The sequence below is a fragment of the Streptomyces sp. NPDC005151 genome (assembly GCF_053599875.1).
On sequence record NZ_JBSFYR010000075.1, the window covers coordinates 19,365 to 38,675 of the forward strand.

At 70.1% G+C, this 19,311-nt stretch carries 17 protein-coding genes and 1 pseudogene; 4 read left to right on the forward strand and 14 right to left on the reverse strand.

Annotated features, from left to right (window positions below; all coding sequences use genetic code 11):
• Window positions 1-7: 7 nt before the first annotated feature.
• From ACWD6R_RS30150 to ACWD6R_RS30170, 5 genes are all read right to left on the reverse strand, one after another.
• Window positions 8-298, reverse strand: a complete 291-nt coding sequence (locus ACWD6R_RS30150; RefSeq protein ID WP_451821586.1) for an NAD-dependent epimerase/dehydratase family protein — start codon at window positions 296-298, stop codon at window positions 8-10.
• Window positions 295-564, reverse strand: coding sequence for an NAD-dependent epimerase/dehydratase family protein (locus tag ACWD6R_RS30155; protein ID WP_451821587.1), 270 nt, complete (start codon window positions 562-564; stop codon window positions 295-297). Before ACWD6R_RS30155 ends, ACWD6R_RS30150 begins: the two co-directional genes overlap by 4 nt.
• A 149-nt stretch (window positions 565-713) precedes the next feature.
• Window positions 714-1,157 (reverse strand): winged helix-turn-helix transcriptional regulator, encoded by a 444-nt coding sequence (locus ACWD6R_RS30160; protein WP_451821588.1) that lies wholly within the window; start codon window positions 1,155-1,157, stop codon window positions 714-716.
• A gap of 261 nt (window positions 1,158-1,418) precedes the next feature.
• Window positions 1,419-2,363 carry an NAD-dependent epimerase/dehydratase family protein gene (locus ACWD6R_RS30165; protein ID WP_451821603.1) on the reverse strand — a complete coding sequence of 315 codons (945 nt, stop codon included), beginning with the start codon at window positions 2,361-2,363 and terminating at the stop codon, window positions 1,419-1,421.
• A 2-nt stretch (window positions 2,364-2,365) separates the two neighbouring features.
• Window positions 2,366-3,352, reverse strand: a complete 987-nt coding sequence (locus tag ACWD6R_RS30170; RefSeq protein WP_451821589.1) for a ScbA/BarX family gamma-butyrolactone biosynthesis protein — start codon at window positions 3,350-3,352, stop codon at window positions 2,366-2,368.
• Window positions 3,353-3,483: 131 nt separating this feature from the next.
• On the opposite strand from ACWD6R_RS30170, the gene ACWD6R_RS30175 reads away from it, so the two are divergent.
• Genes ACWD6R_RS30175 through ACWD6R_RS30185 form a run of 3 tightly spaced genes read left to right on the forward strand, consistent with a single transcriptional unit; the run spans window position 3,484 to window position 5,438 of the window.
• Entirely contained in the window at window positions 3,484-4,152 is a 669-nt protein-coding gene (locus ACWD6R_RS30175; protein WP_451821590.1) for a ScbR family autoregulator-binding transcription factor, read from the forward strand.
• Entirely contained in the window at window positions 4,121-5,032 is a 912-nt protein-coding gene (locus ACWD6R_RS30180; RefSeq protein WP_451821591.1) for an MFS transporter, read from the forward strand. Before ACWD6R_RS30175 ends, ACWD6R_RS30180 begins: the two co-directional genes overlap by 32 nt.
• Window positions 5,033-5,048: 16 nt before the next feature.
• Complete coding sequence (locus ACWD6R_RS30185; protein WP_451821592.1) at window positions 5,049-5,438, forward strand: pyridoxamine 5'-phosphate oxidase family protein; 390 nt, start codon at window positions 5,049-5,051, stop codon at window positions 5,436-5,438.
• A 189-nt stretch (window positions 5,439-5,627) separates the two neighbouring features.
• Here the strand turns inward: ACWD6R_RS30185 and ACWD6R_RS30190 are convergent, their stop codons facing one another.
• On the reverse strand, window positions 5,628-6,242 hold the full coding sequence (locus ACWD6R_RS30190) for a TIGR03086 family metal-binding protein (RefSeq protein WP_451821593.1): 615 nt from the start codon (window positions 6,240-6,242) through the stop codon (window positions 5,628-5,630).
• A gap of 62 nt (window positions 6,243-6,304) precedes the next feature.
• Between ACWD6R_RS30190 and ACWD6R_RS30195 the strand changes: the two genes are divergently transcribed.
• Window positions 6,305-7,309, forward strand: coding sequence for a helix-turn-helix transcriptional regulator (locus ACWD6R_RS30195; RefSeq protein WP_451821594.1), 1,005 nt, complete (start codon window positions 6,305-6,307; stop codon window positions 7,307-7,309).
• 46 nt (window positions 7,310-7,355) lie between these two features.
• Here the strand turns inward: ACWD6R_RS30195 and ACWD6R_RS30200 are convergent, their stop codons facing one another.
• From ACWD6R_RS30200 to ACWD6R_RS30235, 8 genes and pseudogenes are all read right to left on the reverse strand, one after another.
• Window positions 7,356-10,394, reverse strand: coding sequence for a SpoIIE family protein phosphatase (locus ACWD6R_RS30200; protein WP_451821595.1), 3,039 nt, complete (start codon window positions 10,392-10,394; stop codon window positions 7,356-7,358).
• A 125-nt stretch (window positions 10,395-10,519) separates the two neighbouring features.
• Complete coding sequence (locus ACWD6R_RS30205) at window positions 10,520-10,996, reverse strand: phospholipase (RefSeq protein WP_451821596.1); 477 nt, start codon at window positions 10,994-10,996, stop codon at window positions 10,520-10,522.
• Window positions 10,997-11,379: 383 nt separating this feature from the next.
• The gene (locus ACWD6R_RS30210; protein ID WP_451821597.1) at window positions 11,380-11,838 is read right to left on the reverse strand and encodes an anthrone oxygenase family protein; all 459 of its coding nucleotides are present in this window, start codon (window positions 11,836-11,838) and stop codon (window positions 11,380-11,382) included.
• 358 nt (window positions 11,839-12,196) lie between these two features.
• Window positions 12,197-13,789 carry a YfbK domain-containing protein gene (locus tag ACWD6R_RS30215; protein ID WP_451821598.1) on the reverse strand — a complete coding sequence of 531 codons (1,593 nt, stop codon included), beginning with the start codon at window positions 13,787-13,789 and terminating at the stop codon, window positions 12,197-12,199.
• Between the two features lie 164 nt (window positions 13,790-13,953).
• Complete coding sequence (locus tag ACWD6R_RS30220) at window positions 13,954-14,829, reverse strand: ABC transporter permease (protein ID WP_451821599.1); 876 nt, start codon at window positions 14,827-14,829, stop codon at window positions 13,954-13,956.
• On the reverse strand, window positions 14,826-17,600 hold the full coding sequence (locus tag ACWD6R_RS30225; protein WP_451821600.1) for an alpha/beta fold hydrolase: 2,775 nt from the start codon (window positions 17,598-17,600) through the stop codon (window positions 14,826-14,828). The genes ACWD6R_RS30220 and ACWD6R_RS30225 overlap by 4 nt, the downstream gene beginning before the upstream one ends.
• A gap of 222 nt (window positions 17,601-17,822) precedes the next feature.
• Window positions 17,823-18,296: pseudogene (locus tag ACWD6R_RS30230) on the reverse strand (DUF4291 domain-containing protein); the annotation flags it as partial.
• A gap of 173 nt (window positions 18,297-18,469) precedes the next feature.
• Window positions 18,470-19,311, reverse strand: an 842-nt coding sequence (locus ACWD6R_RS30235) for an ISAzo13-like element transposase-related protein (RefSeq protein WP_451821601.1), incomplete at its 5' end; no start/stop codon positions are given.

A 19,311-nucleotide genomic window follows, 5' to 3' on the forward strand; every position in this document is an offset into this window, starting at 1 on the left:
TTGCTGGTCATGGCACGGTAGCGAGGCCCCTGTAGCGAACGCGTAAGCGCCGGACCGACCCCAGGTCACGGTGGGGAGCGTCCGGCGCTGTCCGGCTTTCCGGGTCTGTTCGGCGACCCGTTCGTAGATCGTGGTGCACACGGCGCCGCGGCCGGTGGCGTCCGGCGGGCTCGTCCATGCGGTCGAGGGTGGCCGAGTGGGCGCGGGCGACGTCGTCGACGTGGAGGAGGTCCCGGCGGACCGTTCCGTCGTACCGCATCGTCACGGGCTCACCGGCCACCGCGCGGCGCACCTTCATGGAGACGATGCCCTTGTCCCGGGCGGTCGACCCGGCGTACGGGGAATTCGGTCGCAGCAGCCGGTCCACGCGCCGTGCTCGATGGATCCGTACACCTCGTCGGTGGAGACCTGCGCAAGGCGGCGGATGCCGGTGCGCAGCGCGGCCTCCAGCAGCGTCCGGGTGCCGGTGACATGGGTACGGGCAAAGTCCGCCGCGGCCTCCAGGGAGCGGTCCACCGGTGATCCGGCCGCGCAGTGCACGATCGCGTCGCGGCCCGGCAGCACCGCCGGATCGCACAGATGTCGCCCTGGGCGAAGGTGAGCCGGTCGTGCGCCACAGGCAGGTTGTCGCGACGGCCGGGGTACGTCAGCCTGTCGATGACGGTGATGTCAATGGACCGTCAGTACGGAGTTCGCCTGCGCCACACGGACGCTCAGGGGCGACGGCCCGTGACCGGACCGGTCGCATCGGGTGCGTCGTACGCGCGGCGGGCCTCTTCGACCCGCTCCAGGTTGGCCTGGGACCAGTCGGCAAGCACGGCGAACAGCGGCGAGAGGCTCCGGCCGAGGTCGCTGATCTCGTACTCGACCCGCGGCGGCACCTCCGGGTAGTAGGTGCGCAGCACGAGACCGTCCCGCTCCATCTGCCGCAGCCGCTGCGTCAGCACCTTGGAGGTGATGGTGCCGATACGGCGTTCGAGCTCCACGAAACGCTGCCGCCCGAACGTGTGCAGGGCCCAGAGGATCGGGGTGGTCCAGCGGCTGAAGACGATGTCGACCACCGGTCCGATGGGGCACGCCTGAGTCGGCGCGACCGTCGTGGCGGACGGAACTGCCCTTCCGGGAGCGGGAGTCCGGGGGACCGGGCTGTTGGGCATGATGCCTCCAGGGACGTCACTTTCCTCTGGATGGTCACTGTACTCAGGACGGTAGCTTCCTCAAGGCGCCCCGGGAACGACGCCGTCGGACGCGCCGCACACCATCGGCGGCGGAGCCTACATGGTGCGGCCCGACGGGGACCCGAACGCCGTCCCGGCTGTGACGTACTGCCCGCATCGGGCGGCTCCACCCACGGACTCGGCTCCGAGACAGCCCGGTCGCTCGCCGGTGGGCTGCTGTCGGCGCACCGTCCGGCCCGGTCATCCCTGCCCGCCGGGCATCAGGACGCTTCTGTACCAGTCGGCATGGAGCGGGAAGTCGGCCTTGAAGCCGTCACCGGGATCACAGTCGAGGAGCTCCCAGACCCGGTCATCGGTGAACCAGTGGTCCACGGTGAGCAATTGGAGGGAATGCAGAAGACGCGGTGACGCGGCGAGCCGTGCCCGGGCCTCGTCCAGAGCGATGTCCGCGGCAGCCCACTCCAGTCCGAGCGCGGCGGAGACCGCCGTGACGAGATCGGAACAGGCCACCGGATCAGGGTGGTTGACGTGGTGGACACCAGCGGTCTCCCGGGGCGAGAGCGCCGCGGCCAGCAGAGCCCGGCCCAGCACCCGCACATCGATCATGGAGTGCCGGGCGGCGCACCCGGCCAGACCGGACGACAGTTCCCGGACCAGCGCGACCAGACCGGGGATCACCCAGCAGTCCCCCTCGCCGTGAACGAGGTGGGGGCGCAGCACGGTCCCGCCGGCAGTCAGGACATGGCTCTCCGCGGCGGCACGCGTGACGCTGGTGAGCGAGACCGGGGCGAGCGGTGCACGGCCGGGGGCCAGGTCCGTGAACGGCCCGCGTCCGTACACGGCTGCCGTGCTCAGATAGACGATGCGGGCGACGCCTGCGCGCTCCGCCTCCTCCACCAGTGCCCGGGTCCCGAGGTCGTTCACGGACCGGACCGTTCGTTCGTCCCCATTGATCTGCGAGGCGCAGTGAATCACCGCGTCGACCCCGTCGCAGACGCCGCGCAACGACGCGATTGCGGCGAGGTCCCCGTGCACGGTTTCGATGCCGGAGCCTGCGCCGGACGCAGGGACGTCCACGGGCGAGCGGTGTTCCATCAGACGCAGCCGGACGCCGGGGATGGCATCCGCAGCCGCCACCACATGTCTGCCGACGAAGCCGCTCGCCCCGGTGATGAGAATGTGCATGGTCACAACCGGTCGTCCCCATGTGCGTGAGTGAGTTCGCTGGTGAATACCGGCTCGCCGTCCTGTTGTCCGCGTACCCGCACCACGGTGCGGGAACTGTCGCCGGAGGGCATCAACTCGGCCTCCACCCAGCACGGGCTGTCGAGTTCGGCGTATGTGTGGAAAGCGATCTCCACCGACGTCGGGAGAAATGCGTGCCCCGGAGCGACAGCGACGGCTGCCTGGCGGGCCGCCTCCAGCAGCACGATGCCCGGAACATGGTCGTTCGGGCGCCTGAACAGGGTCGGGTGGGTGGTGTCCAGCCGCAACCGCCAGCGGCTCGGCTGAGGCGTCGGCGTCAGTACGACGTCCGACTCCGCCGTCCGGCCCACCTCGTACGGATCCGCACCGGGCGACAGCGGTACGGGACGGCCCATCATGTCCAGACTGTCCTGGCGGAGGCGGCGGTAGGCCCGCGCCGATGTGCAGCTGATCCGTCCCGAGCTGGTCGCCAGTACGGTGCCGCCGCGACAGAAACGCAGGTCGACCCGCATGCCGGCGATGCTCTTGCCCCGCTTCCGCACATCCGAGCAGGTCACATCGATCAGGACCTTTCCGGACGCGACCTCCAGGGCAAAACCCGGAACGACGGTGTCGTACGCCAGGTCCCACATCACGAACTGGTCGTCGACCGGAACTCCCAACTCCGCGTGGGCCAGCATCATCGTCGCCTGCCGCATGGTCTCGGCTATCAGCAGGGGATCCTGATGGTGGCCCGATGCGGCGGCGAAGAAGTGGTGCGGTCGCGGCCATTGGGCCGATACGGAGAACTCCGTATCGCTCAGCCTGCACCAGGCGGTGGGAAAGATGTCCCTGGGGTCGGACCGGTGAACGAGTTCATGCGAAACATCAGTTCTCCAGCCTCTCTGCGGCGGGATCGCCGGCCCGCGGAGACCGGATGGTTCGGTCTCGGTGAGGGTGACAGTGTCGGGCACATCGATGTGAACCATGGAAATACCCCCAGCTCATCCATGGGGAGTGCCTCGCTCCCCACGGTAAGATACCGATAGCCCCGGTTCTTCCACAGTCCCGCTGTCGTATGCGAGATCGCATCGCCACGAGAGGCAGGAACGCACAGCTGATGGCCCAACAAGCTCGAGCGATCCAGACCCGGGAGTCGATCCTGCTGGCTGCCGCCACTGTCTTCGACGAGCGCGGCTACGGAAGCGCCACCATCAGCGAGATCCTCGCACGGGCCGGCGTGACCAAAGGGGCCCTTTACTTCCACTTCGCCTCGAAGGAGGAGCTGGCCCTCGGAGTGATGGAGGCGCAGCTGGAAGTCGGTTCGCTGCCGACGCAGTTGACGAAGCTCCAGGAGCTGGTCGACCAGGGCCTGGTACTGGCCCATCGGCTCCGTCACGAGCCGCTGGTGCGCGCGAGCGTCGGGCTGGCGATGCAGCAGGGGGGCGGTGAACTGGACCGCGGCCTGCCGTTCCACTCCTGGATTGCCCGGCTCGAAACCCTGCTGATCGAGGCGAAGCAGCAGGGCGAGGTCCTGTCCCACGTCAATCCCGCGGAGGCCGCCCAGCTCCTGGCCGGTGCCTTCTCCGGCATCCAGGAGATATCACAAGTCCTCTGCGAACGAACGGACGTGGAGCAACGGATCTCGATGCTGCTGCGCTATGTACTGCCGAGCATCGCACTGCCGGCCGTGCTCGCCACGCTGGAGATCACCGAGACCCGAGCTGAACAGCTGCTGGCAACGGTCGGCGAACCGGATGTACCCGAGGACCGGCGCGAAAGGGAATAGGTCCCCGTCTCTGGACTCCGGGCGGGCGAATTTCCATACCGCACGTCCGCAAACACTCCTCACCGCCACCCTGGTACTCACGATCTACACCCTGGGCCAGACCATCGAAGTCGGCTGGTCGTCCGCCCGCACCCTCGGCAGCCTGGCCGTCGCGGCCGTCCTGCTGATGGCCTTCATCGTGGTCGAGCGGCGGGCGCAGTCGCCGCTGATCCCGCTCGGCATCTTCCGGCGCCGCGTCCTGACCATGGCCAACATCGTCGCCATCCTGCTGTTCGGCACCCTGGTGACGCTGTTCTTCTTCGCCAGCCTCTTCATGCAGATGGTCCTGGACTACTCGCCGGTCAGGGCAGGTTTGGCCTATGCGCCGCTCGCCCTGATCACGGCGGTCGGCGCGGGCGTCGCATCGAAGCTGATCACCAAGATCGCTGCAAAGCCGGTGCTCCTCACCGGTCTCGCCCTCACCTTCGTCGGCATGCTCATGCTGTGGCAACTGCCCTCGGACAGCACCTACGTGTCCCACGTACTGCCGGCCTTCCTCGTCGTCGGCCTGGGCCTCGGCATCTCCTTCGTGCCGCTGCAGATCGCCGCGTTCACCGGGGTCGAGAAGAGCGAGTCCGGTCTGGCCGCGGGGCTCATCAGCACGAGCCAGGAGGCCGGCGGCGCCCTCGGCGTCGCCGTCGCCGCCACCATCGCGTTCAGCGCCACCCGCAGCCTGGAGAAGTGGGCCCACGGTGACCCCGACCTCGTACGGGAGGCCCGTACGAGCGTCTTCCACCACGCGTTCGTCGTCGGGGCCTGGTTCGCCGTGGGCGCCATCGTCATCGCGCTGCTGCTGCCGATGATGAGGACGTCGGAACACGACGGCATCCCCGGGGCCTGAAGGGCGGAGAAACAACATGTCGCTGCCCCTGCCGGAATCGGCCGAGGCCTTCCTGGCCGAGAACCACGTGTGCACGCTGACCACCATCCGGCCCGACGGCTCCCCCCACGTGGCGCCGGTGCGCTTCACCTGGGACGCCGACGCCGGGCTGGCTCGGGTCATGACGGCCGCCTCACGGCAGAAGGCCAGGAACCTGCTGGCCGGCCCGGGCAGCCGCGTCGCGGTCTGCCAGGCGGCGGGTCCGCGCTGGATCACCCTTGAGGGCACCGCCACAGTGTCCGACGACCCGCAACGGGTGTCCGAAGGTGCTCGGCACTATGCGAAACGGTACTGGTCCGCGCCCCCGTCCCCGCCGGGTCTGGTGGTGATCGAAATCGCGGTCGACCGGGCGATGGGTCTCTACTGACACCTGATCGGCACGTGCGCGACGGCGCCGGGAATTCGTTCCCGGCGCCGTCGCGCATGTGCCGGTACTCCACCGGATCACGGCCTGAAGTACCGGTAATGGACTTGACGAACCTCGCAGAACGCCCGCCCCGCCCCATGACACGCAGAGGCCGCCGGCACCCGCCGGCGGCCTCCAGGGTTCTGACGCTCAGAGCTTGCGGCCGTACCACCCGACGAGCTTGTCGATGTCCGGAGCATCCTCGGCAACCTCCACGACCGGGCCGAACGGCACCGGGTTGCCGCGCGGCTGGGCCGGGACCACGTGACGCATGATGCCGACCAGAGCGGTCAGCAGCGCCTCGTCCCACTCAGGGTGCTGGCCGGTGGCGGTGGCCAGGTCCCAGGTATGCAGGGTGAATTCCTTGATGTACGAAACGCCCACCGCGGAACCGGGCTGTACGCCCCAGGGCAGCTTGAACTCCCGCGCCAGAACCTCGTCGTCGGACCAGACGGCGTCGACCTCACGGGCGGCTTCCTCCCATGCGGCGGCCCACTCGCCGTCGGCCACATCCTCCGCGACGTTCGGGACACCGAAGAAGTCACCGCCGGCTCCGACCACGGCCACCCGGCGCAGGACGGAGACGAGGTGGCCGGCCAGGGTGCGCACGTCGTACTCGGAACAGGGGGTTGCCCCGTCGTACTGGTCGGCGCGGACGGCGGCGAGCGTGCGTCCGGCCAGGGCGATGGCCTTCGTCAGAGCTGGACGGGGGTCGTTCCCGAAGGGGCCTGCGGAAGCGTTGGCGGTGCCGGTGCTTTCAGTCATGACACCAGTCTGGAGTTCAAAGAGGCCATCCTCCGGCCAGTTCAGGAGAACAATGGTCGGACGTGAGAGCTGACCGCCTGGTGGCGACGCTGCTGTTCCTGCAGGCGCGCGAACGTGTGACGGTGAAGGAGGTGGCCGCGGAACTGGAGGTGTCCGAGCGCACGGCGAGACGGGACCTGGAAGCGCTCGCGACGGCCGGTATTCCCGTCTACTCCCAGCGCGGGCGTGGGGGTGGATGGTCACTCGTCGGCGGCGCACGCACGGATCTGACCGGGCTGAACGTCGGCGAGGTCCGAGCGCTGTTCCTGGTGGCAGGTCCTTCGTCATCGGCGACGCCGGAGTTGCGGATGGCTCTGCGCAAGCTGGTGCGGGCCCTGCCGTCGCCCCTGCGGCCGGACGCCGAGGCCGCGTCGAGGACTCTCATCATCGACGGCATGGACTGGTCCCGCACCGCCGTCGAGGCGACGACGGACCATCTCGACGCTCTCCAGCACGCCGTGATGGACGGCGTGCAGGTCCGGATCGGTTACGCGTCCACGGGCAAGCCCGTCAGGGAGCGGACGGTGCATCCGCTCGGCCTCGTGTCCAAGGCCGGTGCCCAGTACATGGTCGCCGGCACCGAACACGGTCTGCGTACGTTCAAGGTCAGCCGGGTCACCTCCGTCACTGCGACACGCGATCCTGTCGACCGGCCGGAGGGATTCGATCTCGCCAAGGTCTGGCGGTCCCTTGCGGCTCAGGTCGAGGAGCGCATGCTGGCGGCGACCGTGCGGGCCCGTGCCGAGCGGGGTGCCCTGCCGATCCTGCAGGGGCTGATGGGCGCGCGGCTGCGGATCGGCCGTGAACTCGCCGACGGATGGGTGGAGATCGAGGCCGACGGGCCGTCCATGGACGTCCTTGCGGCGCAGTTGGCCGGTCTCGGATCGCGGGTCGAGGTGCTCGGCCCGCCGGAGGCCCGCAAACGGCTGGCGCACCTGGCGGGTGAACTGGCCTCCCTCTACTGGCCGTCGGCGGAAGCGGGAGAGGAATCGGCCGTCCCGGACGAGTTCGCCGACCGGCGCCGTTGATCCGACCGCGCCGTCCGCCCGTTCGTGCAGACCCGCCGCACGGCGGTCAGGTCACCGGCTGTTCGGTCCAGATGCACTTGCCGGTGGCGGTGTAGCGAGCACCCCAGCGGTGGGCGAGGGCGGCGACCAGTTGCAGACCGCGGCCGCCCTCGTCGGTCTCCGCCGCATTACGGATGCGGGGTGTGGACAGGCTGCCGTCGGAGACCTCGCAGATCAGCCCCTCGGCGCGGAGCAGGCGGAGGGCGATGGGGCTTTTGCCGTACCGGACGGCGTTCCCGACCAGCTCGCTGACCAGGAGCTCGGCGGTCATGGCGAGGTCGTCGAGCTCCCAGCCCTCCAGCTGGTCCCGGACATGGTGACGTGCCTCGCTCGCGGCGATCGGACCGTCGGAAAGTGTCCAGCTGGCAATGGAGTCGGCCGGTACCGCAAAGGTACGGGCGACGAGCAGTGCGGCGTCGTCCATGAGCTGGGTGCCCGGCAGCAGCTCGGCCAGGACGTCGTCGCACAGCCGCTCCAGCCCGAGCGAGCTGCCCGCGGCATCGTCCTCCCGTGCGGCGGCCGCCGCACTCGAGAGCGCCTTGGCCAGGTGGAGCATGCCCCGGTCGATGTCGCGGGTGACGGATTCGATCAGTCCGTCCGTGTAGAGCACCAGCAAGCTGCCCTGGGGGAGAACGACCTCAGTGGTCTCGAACGGCGGGCGTGCGGTGCCCAGCGGCGGATCCGGCCGGTGGGCGATGAACTCGGTGTTGCCGTCCGGGTACACGACGGCCGGCGGCGGGTGCCCGGCGGAGCCGAACTTGCACGTGCAGGTGACGGGGTCGTACACCGCGTACAGGCAGGTGGCGTAGAAGTCGTCGCCGAGGTCGTTCACCACCTGGTTGAGGCGGGTGAGGAGTTCGGAAGGCGGGAACTCCAGATCGGCGAGCGTGTGCACGGCCGTCCGCAGCCGCCCCATGGTGGCCGCCTCGGACAGGCCGTGTCCCATCACATCGCCGATGACCAGCGCCACCCGGGCGCCGGACAGCGGAATCACGTCGTACCAGTCGCCACCGACCTCGATGCCCTCGTTGGCAGGCACATAGCGGGCGGCGGTACTGACCGCGCACAGCGTCGGAAGCTCGCTCGGCAGCAGGCCCCGCTGGAGCTCCTGGGCCCTCATGTGCTCGGCGTCGAACAGCCGGGCGCGTTCGATGGCCTGCGCCATCAGCCCGCTGAGTGTGATGAGCAGAGCCCTTTCCTCTCCGCCGAGACGCCGCGGCCCGGTGAAGGAGACGACGCAGCAGCCGACGGGGCGGCCGGAGGCGATCAGTGGCAGGAACGCCCAGGATGCCTTCCGGGACTCGGCCGGGCGGTCGTTCATCCGGGGGTAGCGCTCGACGTACTCCTCCACCGAGTCGATGAAGGCGGCCGTTCTCGTGCGGTACACCTCGTCGAGCGGGGAGAAGTCGCCGACCTGCATTCCGTCGATGTCGCGGAAGAACGCCTCCGGGTATCCGACCTGCCCGGCGATGCGCAGCGTGTCCCCTTCGACGAGATGGACGACGAGACCGGAGGCGCCGAACGGCGCCATGATCCGCTCGGCGGCGGCGTTCACGACGTCCTGCACCGTGAGGGCCTCGGCGAGGGCGCCGGCCAGTGCGGTGATGCGGGCGTTGCGGTCGGCCGTGACGCGTTCCGCGGCGAAGGACTCCGCCTCACGCGACCGCGTCTCGGTGACATCGGTGGCGTACACCGTCAGGCCGTCCGGTACCGGGACCAGCCGCATCTGGTACTGACGCCGGTTGGTGGGCCACCGCACCGCGAAGCCGACCGGGGTGCCGCGGTCGACGGCCCGCCGGTACGACGCATGCAGGCCGAGTCCCACGGCGTCGATGCCGATCTCGGCGAAGACGTCCCACAGGTTCTGGCCGAGCAGCTCCTGCGAGGCGCCGAGGAGCCGCTCCGCCTCCATGTTGAGGAAGGTGATCCGCCACCCGCTGTCGACCGCGAAGAACGCGTCGCTCATGTGCCGCAGCGCGCGGCTGACCGAGTACCGGGCGATCCGGCTCTCGGTGGTGTCCCACATGGTGCCGACCATGCGGCCGGGCCGGCCGTCCTCCCCCTGCAGGACCCTGCCCCGCGAGCTGACCCAGCGCGTGGTCCCGTCCGGGCAGCGGATCCGGTACTCCACAACGGTCACCCCGTGGTTACGGATCGCCTGCTCGGTCTCGACCAGGAGCCACGGCAGGTCATCGGGGTGGACCAGCCCACTCCAGGTGTCGAAGCGCTGGTTCGTGGACTGCCCGGCCATACCGAAGATGGCGAGCGTCGTCTCGTCCCACAGCTGCTCCCCGGTGGCCAGGTCCCATTCCCAGGAACCGACCTTGATCGCTTCCAGCGCCTGTCGGAGCCTGGTGACGGGTGGCTCCTCCCCCAGCCGCCCGGGGTCGGTCCTGCCCCGGTCCATCGAGGGCTCCCGCAGCCGCAGGGCGGCCCAGGCGGCGAGCGTCTCGACGGCGGACCGCTGCTGCGGCGTGGGCTGCCCCTCACCGACGGTGAGCACGGACAGCGCGCCCACGACCCCGTCCGGCGTGAGGAGCGGAACGGCCAGCAGCCCGCTGCCTGCGGGCAGCGCGGACGGCGGCGACCAGGGGGCGGCGGCGTGGGGGTGATGGCCGAGGGGGCTGTCGGGGCCCCGGCCGCCGTGCCGTGCGCCGCCGTCCGTACCGCCCTCTCCGGTGCGTTCTGTGCCACCTCCTGTGCTGCGCTCGGCCACGGAGACATGGGGGAGGCTCTGCCCGCCCGGAGCGGACATCCATACCGAGGCGCCACCGGCCACCGCGCGCGCCGGCGCGGTGTCGCCGTCCACCGCGATCTCTTCCCAGTCCTGGGCCACGGTGCGGACGATCCCGCTGGTCGCCATCAGCAGCAGCCGCCGCCCCCCGGGGCCCCTCACATGGACCATTCCGCCCAGTCCGTCAGCTTCCGTCACCGCATGGTCCAGGGCGAAACCGAGCAGATCGACTCCTCCCAGCCCAACCCCTGCTTCGATGATCATCCGAAGCCGTGCCGCACCGGCTTTGTCCATCAGGAGCCGCTCAGCCATCGCTCGCTCGCTCCCTTCCGCGAACCCGCGCAGGACACAGGGCACCCGGAATGAGTGACATTGCCCTCTTAAGTGTACGTACGGGTGCGAACGAGCGAATGTGCAGGCGGCTGCCGCGGGACTCGCTACGCGGCGTCCACCACCGCCGTGTAGCCGAGCTTGTCGACCGCCTGGTAGTAGGTCCAGGCCGTCGCGTCGCAGGAGACCTTCTTGGCGCCCGAATATGCCGCGCAGACCCTCTTCAGGTCGGCGTAAAAGGCGCTGTCGATACGGGCCTTGTTGGCGCTGAAGGTGCCGGCCGCTTTGTAGTTCCGGTAGCCGAAGTCGTGGCGGACACAGGAGTTGGCGAAGGGGAAGCCGAAGGGGTTGTCCGGCGAGCTGGAGCAGTAGTCGGTCGACCAGTCGAATCCGTACGCACTCCATGCGCTCCGGTTGCCTCTGGCCGCGAAGAACGCGTTGTAGCTGCTTGCGCTCGTCTGCGTCCAGCTGCTGAGGACCTGGGGCTTGTCGGCGGGCGCGGCGGCGGCGTCGGCGGCGGGGAGAAGTGCGGCGGACAGGGCGAGGGCCGCAGTGGCCAGAGGGACGGTGATGCGTCGGCGCATGGGGGAGCTCCTCCGTGAGGGAACGCGACTGTCCCGGCGGTCTTCGCTCGGGACGGGCACAGCATCCGGCAGTGGACTGTCACGGATGTGTACGGGAGCCGCACGCCCTGCACCATGGAGGCACATCGACTACTGCACAGGGCAGTTGACGCCGCAACACTCACATCGGTGACGCATGAACGGCCACGGGGCGGGGAGTTACGCGCGGAGGAACGCCAGCACCGCCAGCACCCTGCGGTACGTCCCGTCGGCCGGCGGCTTCTCCGCCACCCCGGCGACGGAGGAGGGAGTCGACGCGGAGCGTCGGTGACCGACGACAACGCCGCAAGCGGAGCCGCAGGGCGTCGGGAGCCCGCTCCCTGTCGCGGGGGAGGCCGTAAGGGCTACACCGCGGCAGCGACCAGCAGCGCGAATGCCGCGGCCGAGAGCACGGTGCGGATCCGGTGGAGGGCGGTCCAGCGGGACTCGAATGCCTGGCGGGCCGCACTGTCGTCGCCGCCCTCGGCCGCCGCGAGCGCCGAGTTGAGCGGGATGTTGCCACTCACGGTGACAAGGTGGCTGAGCGCCGCGCAGACCAGCGCGCCTGCGACGAGTCCCCGCTCGGCGGAGGTCCGGCCGTCGACAGGGACGACGAGCGCGGCGACCGGGAAGGCGATCACCCCGAGGAAGAGGACGAGGAACACCGGCCCCGGCACCTTCTCGTTGAAGCGGCGCATCGCGGCGGTGAACTGGTCGTCCGGCAACGGCTTCAGGCCGGGCATGATCCCGGCCGTGAAGCACACCAGGAAGCCGGCGTAGAGACCGGTGGTGACGGCGGCGAGCGCGAGCAGAAGAGAGGCCATGGCGCACATCATGGCGCGGCGGGGCGGGCCGCGCGGCACCATTTCACCAAGGCGCCGCTGCCGGCCCGCCCCCGTCCCCGTCCGAACGCCGCACCGGCCGGCACGCCCACCCCGGCCGGCGCCATTCCGATCCGGCGCCGCTTCTTCGACATGCGGCAATTCGACACAGAGACCTCAACGATGAGTACGGGACAGCAGGGAACAAGACGGAGCCGGCTGGACGCTGCGTCAAACAGGCGACTCGGAAGCAGCAAATTTTCCCATGAGGAGTTCGAAGATCGACCGTATGAACGGTTCCCTTGCCCGAACCTGAGCCAACTCTGAGACTTCCTTGACGGAATCCGGTGCCCCGGCCGGGTCAGCCCATCTCGCCCTCCTGCTCGCCCCCGCCGCCGGGGCCCCTGTCGTCGCCCCGGAGCCGGTCGGCCTGCGCGATCGCCGTCGCCAGCTTCCGTACCGAGCTGTCCTCCGTGCCGGTCGCCAACGCCGACGCCCGGGTGGAGAGTTCACCGAGCCCCGGCTGACCCGGCAGTGTGCCGCCGCGCAGTTCCTCCGCGAAGTACGCCGCCACCGCGGCCACCTGGAGCCGCTTGTTGCCGTCGGCGCCCCACAGGCTGCCGTCGATCGCGCCGGTCTCGACCGTGCCCGACTGCTCGTGCGGCGCCCGTGTCTTCGGGTCCAGCCAGCGCACCGTCGCGGTCGCCACATGTCCGGCGGCGCCGTCCCGGAGCCGTACGGCATAGAGCGCCGTCACCGTGTGCCCGGGGCCGACCTCGCCGCCGTCCACGCTGTCGTCGCGGAAGTCGTCGTCGGCGACCTTGCGGTTCTCGTACCCGATGAGCTTGAACTGCTTGACGTTCTTCGGGTCGAAGGCGACCTGCGCCTTGGCGTCGCGGGCCCGCAGTTCGATGTGGGCGGGAAGCTGGTCGACGAAGACCTTGCGGGCCTGGGTCTCGTCGCCGATGTAGGTGGTGTGGCCGTCGCCCTTGTCGGTGAGGCGTTCCATCAGCGCGTCCCCGTAGTCGCTGCCGACGCCGACACCGAAGAGGGTGATGCCGTACTCGCGGCGGGCGTCGTCGATCCGTTCGAGGATGGCGTCGGCATCGGTCTCGCCGGTGTTGGCGAGGGCGTCGGAGAGCAGGACGACCCGGTTGTTCGCGCCCGCGCGGTGACCGGCGACCGCCTCTTCGTAACCGCGCCGGACACCCGCTTCCACGTTGGTGGAGTCGGTGGGTTCCATGTGGCCGACGGCGTCGCGGATCTTTCCGCGGTGGTCCCGCAGCCGGGTCATCGGCACCAGGGTCTTCGCCTTGTCGCTGAAGGTGACCAGGGAGACGGAGTCGTCGTCGCGGAGTTCGTCGGTGAGGATCGAGAGGGACTTCTTCACCAGGTCGAGGCGGCCGGTCCCGGCCATCGAGCCGGAGATGTCGACGACGAAGGTCAACGCGGCGGGCGGGCGTTCGCCGTCTTCGTCCGCGACACGGGTGGCCAGACCGACCCGTACGAGCGACCAGCCACCGACCCCGGAGCCTTCGCCCGTACGTGCCCCGTCGACCGTCACCGAGAATCCGTTGCCGGCCGGCTGCCGGTAGCCCTGGCGGAAGCTGTTGACGAACTCCTCGGGCCGTACGGTCTCCGCCCCTGGCAGCGCGCCGTCGCCGAGCTTGCGGCGCGCGTACCCGTAACTGGCGGTGTCCACGTCCAGTGCGAACGTGGAGAGATAGTCCGGCGCCACGGGCTTCTCCGGCCTGTCCTCCGCCTTCTGCGCACCGTCGTCCTCGGCGCCGGGCGCGGGCGCGGGGACGACCTGGCCGCCCCCGCTCGTCCCCTGCGGACCGTCGGCACGTTTGGCGGAAGAGTTGTACCCGCTTCCCCCCGCCCCGCAGCCGGTGAGCAGCGCCACGCCCAGCATCCCGCCCGTCAGCGCCAGTCCGAGCGTCCTTCGATACATCCGGCCATGCGTCCGGTTTTCCATCCCGTACCCCCAACCATCGCGTCAGCACTTGTGAATGTGACGTTCGGGGCGGCGTCAGGGAGCAGACGAAGACGTTGCGGAACAGTCTCGATGCGGCAACGGCAGGCGGAAACGGCGCGAGACGCCGCGGAACATCAACGTCAGGACACGATGTCCTTACGACTGAACCCGCGGAACGCGAAAGCGAAAAGGATCAGGGCGTACGTCACCGAGATCGCCGCCCCCTTCGCCATGCCACCCCACTCCAGGTCCGGCTGGAGCGCGTCCGCCCAGGCGAACTGCCAGTGCGCGGGCAGGAAGTCGCGCCAGGAGCCGAGCGCGGTGACGGCGTCCAGCACATTGCCGACGATGGTCAGCCCGACCGCGCCACCGACCGCGCCCAGCGGGGCGTCGGTCTTCGTCGACAGCCAGAACGCCAGCCCGGCGGTGACCAGTTGGGAGACGAAGATGAAGGCGACGACGAGGGCGAGCCGCGGCACGGTGTCGCCGGTCGCGAGCGCACCACCGGTGGGGAGTTCGAGCGGCCCCCAGCCGTATGCCGCTGCTCCCGCGGCCAGCGCGACGAGCGGCAGCAGCACCATCGCGGCCAGGCTGAAGCCGAGTGCCACGACGAGTTTGCTCCACAGCAGCCTGGCCCGTGGCACGGGCGCGGCAAGCAGGTAGCGCAGCGAGGACCAGCCGGCCTCCGAGGCGACGGTGTCCCCGCAGAACAGTGCCACCGGCACCACGAGCAGGAACCCGGCCGAGACGAACAGGCAGGTCGCGGCGAAGTTCGCGGCGGACGCGGTCGCGGTGTCCATCAGGGTGATCCGGTCGCCGCCGCCCCGGGAGCTCGGGGTGCCGCCGATCGCGAAGGCGGTGATCAGGATGAACGGCAGCGCCGCCAGCACCCCGCCCATCAGCAGAGTGCGCCGCCTGCGCAACTGCCGAACCGCCTCGACACGCAGCGGCAGGGTGCGCCGGGCCAGATAGCCGGGCGCCCCGGCGGCGTGGGTGACATCGACTGCGGCACTCATGCGGAGCCTCCGGAGATCAGAGTGAGGAACGCGTCCTCCAGGCGACGGTGCGGCCCGACCCCCGTCAACGGCACGTCCAGCCGGACCAGTTCGGCGATCAGCCGGGAGGAGTTCGCGCCGTCGAGCCGGACGAGCAGGCCCAGCCCGTCATTCGTACGGACGGCCGAGCCGATCCCGGAGAGTGCGGCGATCTTCTCCACCATCGGTTCGGCGATCTCCTCGGCGGTGGCGACGAGCAGCATGTCACCCGAGCCGGTGATCTCGGCGACCGGTCCGGCCTGGACGAGCCGGCCCCGGTCCATGACCACCAGGTGGGTGCAGGACTGCTCGACCTCGGAGAGGAGATGGCTGGAGACGATGACGGTCCGGCCCCCGGCCGCGTAACGGATCATCACGTCCCGCATCTCGCGGATCTGGGGCGGGTCGAGCCCGTTGGTCGGCTCGTCGAGGATGAGGAGGTCCGGCATGCCGAGCATGGCCTGGGCGATCGCGAGCCGCTGTCGCATGCCCTGGGAGTACGTACGCACGGCGCGGGCCAGCGCGTCACCGAGCCCGGCGATCTCCAGGGCCTCCTCGATGTGCGAGTCCCCGGCGGGGCGTCCGGTGGCCTGCCAGTACAGCTCCAGGTTGGCGCGCCCGGACAGGTGCGGCAGGAATCCGGCGCCCTCGACGAACGAGCCGACCCGGGACAGTACGGGCGCGCCCGGCCGGATGGCATTCCCGAAGACGCGGATCTCGCCGCCGTCGGGCGTGATGAGCCCCATCAGCATGCGGAGCGTGGTGGTCTTGCCCGCGCCGTTGGGCCCGAGGAGTCCGAGGACCTGGCCCTTCTCCACGCGGAAGGAGAGGTCCTGCACGGCGAATGGGGTCTCCCCTGCTCGAACGAAGTTGAGAGCTTGGGGAAGGTCGGCGGACTTGGTGTACTTCTTCGACAGTCCGGTGATCTGGAGGGGGACCTCGGCGAGCAACGGGTCGGGGGCGGGGGTCGCGGTACGCCGCCGTGCGGTGAGCAGCAGTGCGAGAGCGATGACGGCGGCCGCGGCCGGGAGTCCCCAGGTCCACCACGGCAGGGCGGCCGATGCCGTCTTCACCGCGGGGGCGGTGGGGACGGTCAGCGGGCCGTCGAGGGAGACGCTGTACGTGGTCGGCTCGGCCGGTGAGGCGTAGCCGAGGTCGGTGGCGGAGAGGACGAGCCGGAGCCGGTGTCCGGCGTCGAGTGCGTGGTCGACGGCGGGCAGGGTCAGCTCGACGGTCTTGTTCTGCTGCTCCGGCGTGATCCGGTGGGGGGCGACGAGCTGGGCGGGCAGCACCTGCTGCTTCCCGTCCGGCGAGACGTCGTACACCTTGCCGAACAGGACCGCGTCGCCCTGCCCGGCCGTCACCTTCACGCGGACGGTGGGCGATCCGGTGATGCGCATCGACGTATCGAGCGGTGCGGAGTCGAAGCGGGCGTACTGGCCGGGGAAGTCGATCGACAGACCGACGCCGAGGGACGAGAGCTGGGCGATGCCGCCGCCGACGCCCGGGACGGCGGAGATGGCGGGCGGGTTGGCACCGGCGGGGTTGCGGAAGGTCTGTGTCCGACGGTCCGCGGATCCGCCGCTCCGCCCGCCACTCGCCGGCGTACCTGCGCCTGCGCCTGCGCCCACGATGCCCGGCCCGTCGCTCGTCGCGGTCAGCGCGATCTCCCGGTCGCCGCTGGACAGCCCGGGATACGTGTCGCTGCTCGCCCCGCGCTGGAGCGCCGCCCCGTCCGTGGAGTCGATGCCTCCGGTACGGGTGACGCGGAAGGCGGGTCCGGTGTCGGCGCCCTTGTCCTCCTTCAGATAGCGGTCGAACCAGGCCCCGATCCGGTTCTCGACCCGCCCGCTCTCCATGTCCCCGCCGTCGTGCCCGCCCGCGATCCAGTCGACGGCGACGGGTGCGCCGTTCCCGCTGATGGTCCGCGCCATGGCATCGGCCTGGCCGAGCGGGAAGAGGGAGTCGGTCTGCCCCTGCACGATGAGCGCGGGCACCTTGATGCGGTCGCCGACGGCGCTCGGCGACCGCTCGCTGAGCAGCGCACGCGCGGCGGCGTCCGGCTTCCCGGAGACGGCGACCCGTTCGTACATGGCACAGAGCTGCTTCTCGAACTTCTCGCAACCGCCGCCCGAGGTGACGAAGATCCCGGCCCAGAGCTTCTTGAAGACCCCGTCGGGGAAGAGTGCGTCGGCGAGGTTCCAGTACGTGATCACCGGCGCGATGGCATCGACGCGCCGGTCGTACCCGGCGGCGAGGAGCGAGACCGCGCCACCGTACGAGGCGCCCGTGACGCCGACCCGCGGGTCGCCCTTCGCGTCCAGCTGCACCTCGGGCCGCCGGGCCAGCCAGTCGATCAGCCCGGACACGTCCTTGACCTCGCGCTCGGGCGCGTTGAGCGAGATCTCCCCGCCGGACTTCCCGAATCCGCGGGCCGACCAGGTCATGACGGCGTACCCGGCACCGGCCAGCTCCTCCGCCTGCGCCCGCACATCGTCCTTGGAACCGCCGAAGCCGTGCCCGATCAGCACGGCGGGCCGTCGCTCCGAACCGCCGGACGTGAAGTACGAGGTGTCGAGGGACACCCCGTCGATCCGCATCGTCCGGTCCTCGCGGTGCACGGCGGTCGCACGGCCGTCGGCCACCGCGGTCCAGGTACCGGCACCCGCGAGCACGACGAGCGCAGCCACGGCCGCCGCCCGCCGGCCGCGCTTACGGGTCCACCGGCGCCATCGGGAGTCAGGGGTCTGCATGTGTCGACCCTAAGCGCACGGCCCTCGCGCGCAGGCTGCCGCGAGGGGGAAGTGTCCGGCCTCCTTCCGGCGTACGCCCCTCCCCCGCTGTACTCCGTACGCGGTACACCCGCCCGGCCCGACTCGCCCCCGCCCGGCCCCCTGTCGCAGGGACCCGCAGGTGGTGGACTTCATGACGGAGATCCGCAGATCGACCCGGTCACTGACGGCGGCCTGAGCATGTCACGGCCGGCCCTCCGGCCCGACCCGCATCGGCACGGGCACAGTGCCCGTCGGATACGGCGACTCGCACGGCAGAAGCGCCGTTGCCGCGTCGGTCCTCCCGGCGCGGACCAGTTCGTGGACCTGCCGGGCCAGCGGTGTGACGTCACGGATCGAAACCGTCCACTCATCGGCGTACCGCCGCGCCGCCTCGCCCGTGAGACCGAGTTGCAGGGAGCGGTGCGGGAGCGGATTGAGGTGGAGGTCGCGTTCGGGGTCCCACTGGACGCGGGCCGGGGACCGGCGCAGACTGCGCTGCCAGCTCGCGCGGTCCGGGTGGACTCCCCTGACGTAGTGGGAGAGTTCGGCGTTGCCCAGCGCCCAGTCGAAGCCTTCGCGGCTGATCTCGACGGCCAGCACGGTCTCCTGGCCCTCCTTCGTGGCCCAGCCGCAGCGGTACATCATCCACAGGAAGCTTGGCTTGATCCATGTCAACCCTCGTTCATAGTCATTTTTGCCGATCGATTCGCAATGAGGATCCGCTACGAGCTGCGGGCCGACCTACACCAAAGCCTGCTTGAACTCGCCTGCTCGATCATCTGCCTCCCACGCTCTCTTAGGAGGGCGACCCTCGCCGCACAGGTGGCCAAGGGGCTGTCGATTAATAACTACTTGGTTTGATCGGGTAGTGGCTGGTGTCCGGCGATGGCTGCGAGTTCGGCAGCGGTGATCGCTTTCATCGCGCCGTCCTGGGTGGTGTGGCCAAGGGCTTCGAGGTCGGCTCCTGGCTCCCTGGCTGTCCAGGAGATGAGGTTGGCGCCCACGCCGCAGAAGGTGGCCAGTACGGTACGGGGTGTCTTCCAGCGTTTGGCCAGGATGGCGATGAGGACGCGGTCGGCGGCGGAGAGGAGCCGGCTGCCGGCGCCGGGGCCGCCGTCGGGACGTTTGCCGGGCAGCAGGATCGGCGGGTGGGCGGTGCAGTAGTCGCGGTAGCGGGTGACCAGGCTGTTGAAGGCGGGAGTTTCGAGTCCGGTGAGGCTGGGATGCCGTAGCCAGGACGGGGCCTTGTCACCGGCCGGGAACCTGCCGAACTCCACTGGCCGGGCGGGTGGTTCGGGTGCCAGGGGCTCGGGTCGGAGGGTGTAGTTCCAGGTACCGTGCCAGTCGTGCGGTGTGAGGGGCAGGCGGTCCATGATGCTGTCGGGGACGGTGACGCCGGTGGGGTAGGCGCCGGGGTCGAGTTCGGCGTGGACGGTCATTCCGGTGCGGGTCCGGGTGGCACCGATGGTGGAGACCACGACTTCGTGACTGGTCAGTGGCCGTCCGCGCCAGTTGATGCTGATCTGGGAGAACAGCCGGTGCTCTATCTTGTTCCACTTCGACGTGCCCGGAGGAAAGTGACAGATAGTCACTTGTAGTCCGGTGTCCATGGCGAAGGTCGCGAGTTCCTTCTTCCAGGCCCGCACCCGGTAGCCGTTGGAGCCGCCCGCGTCGGCGGTGATCAGCAGCC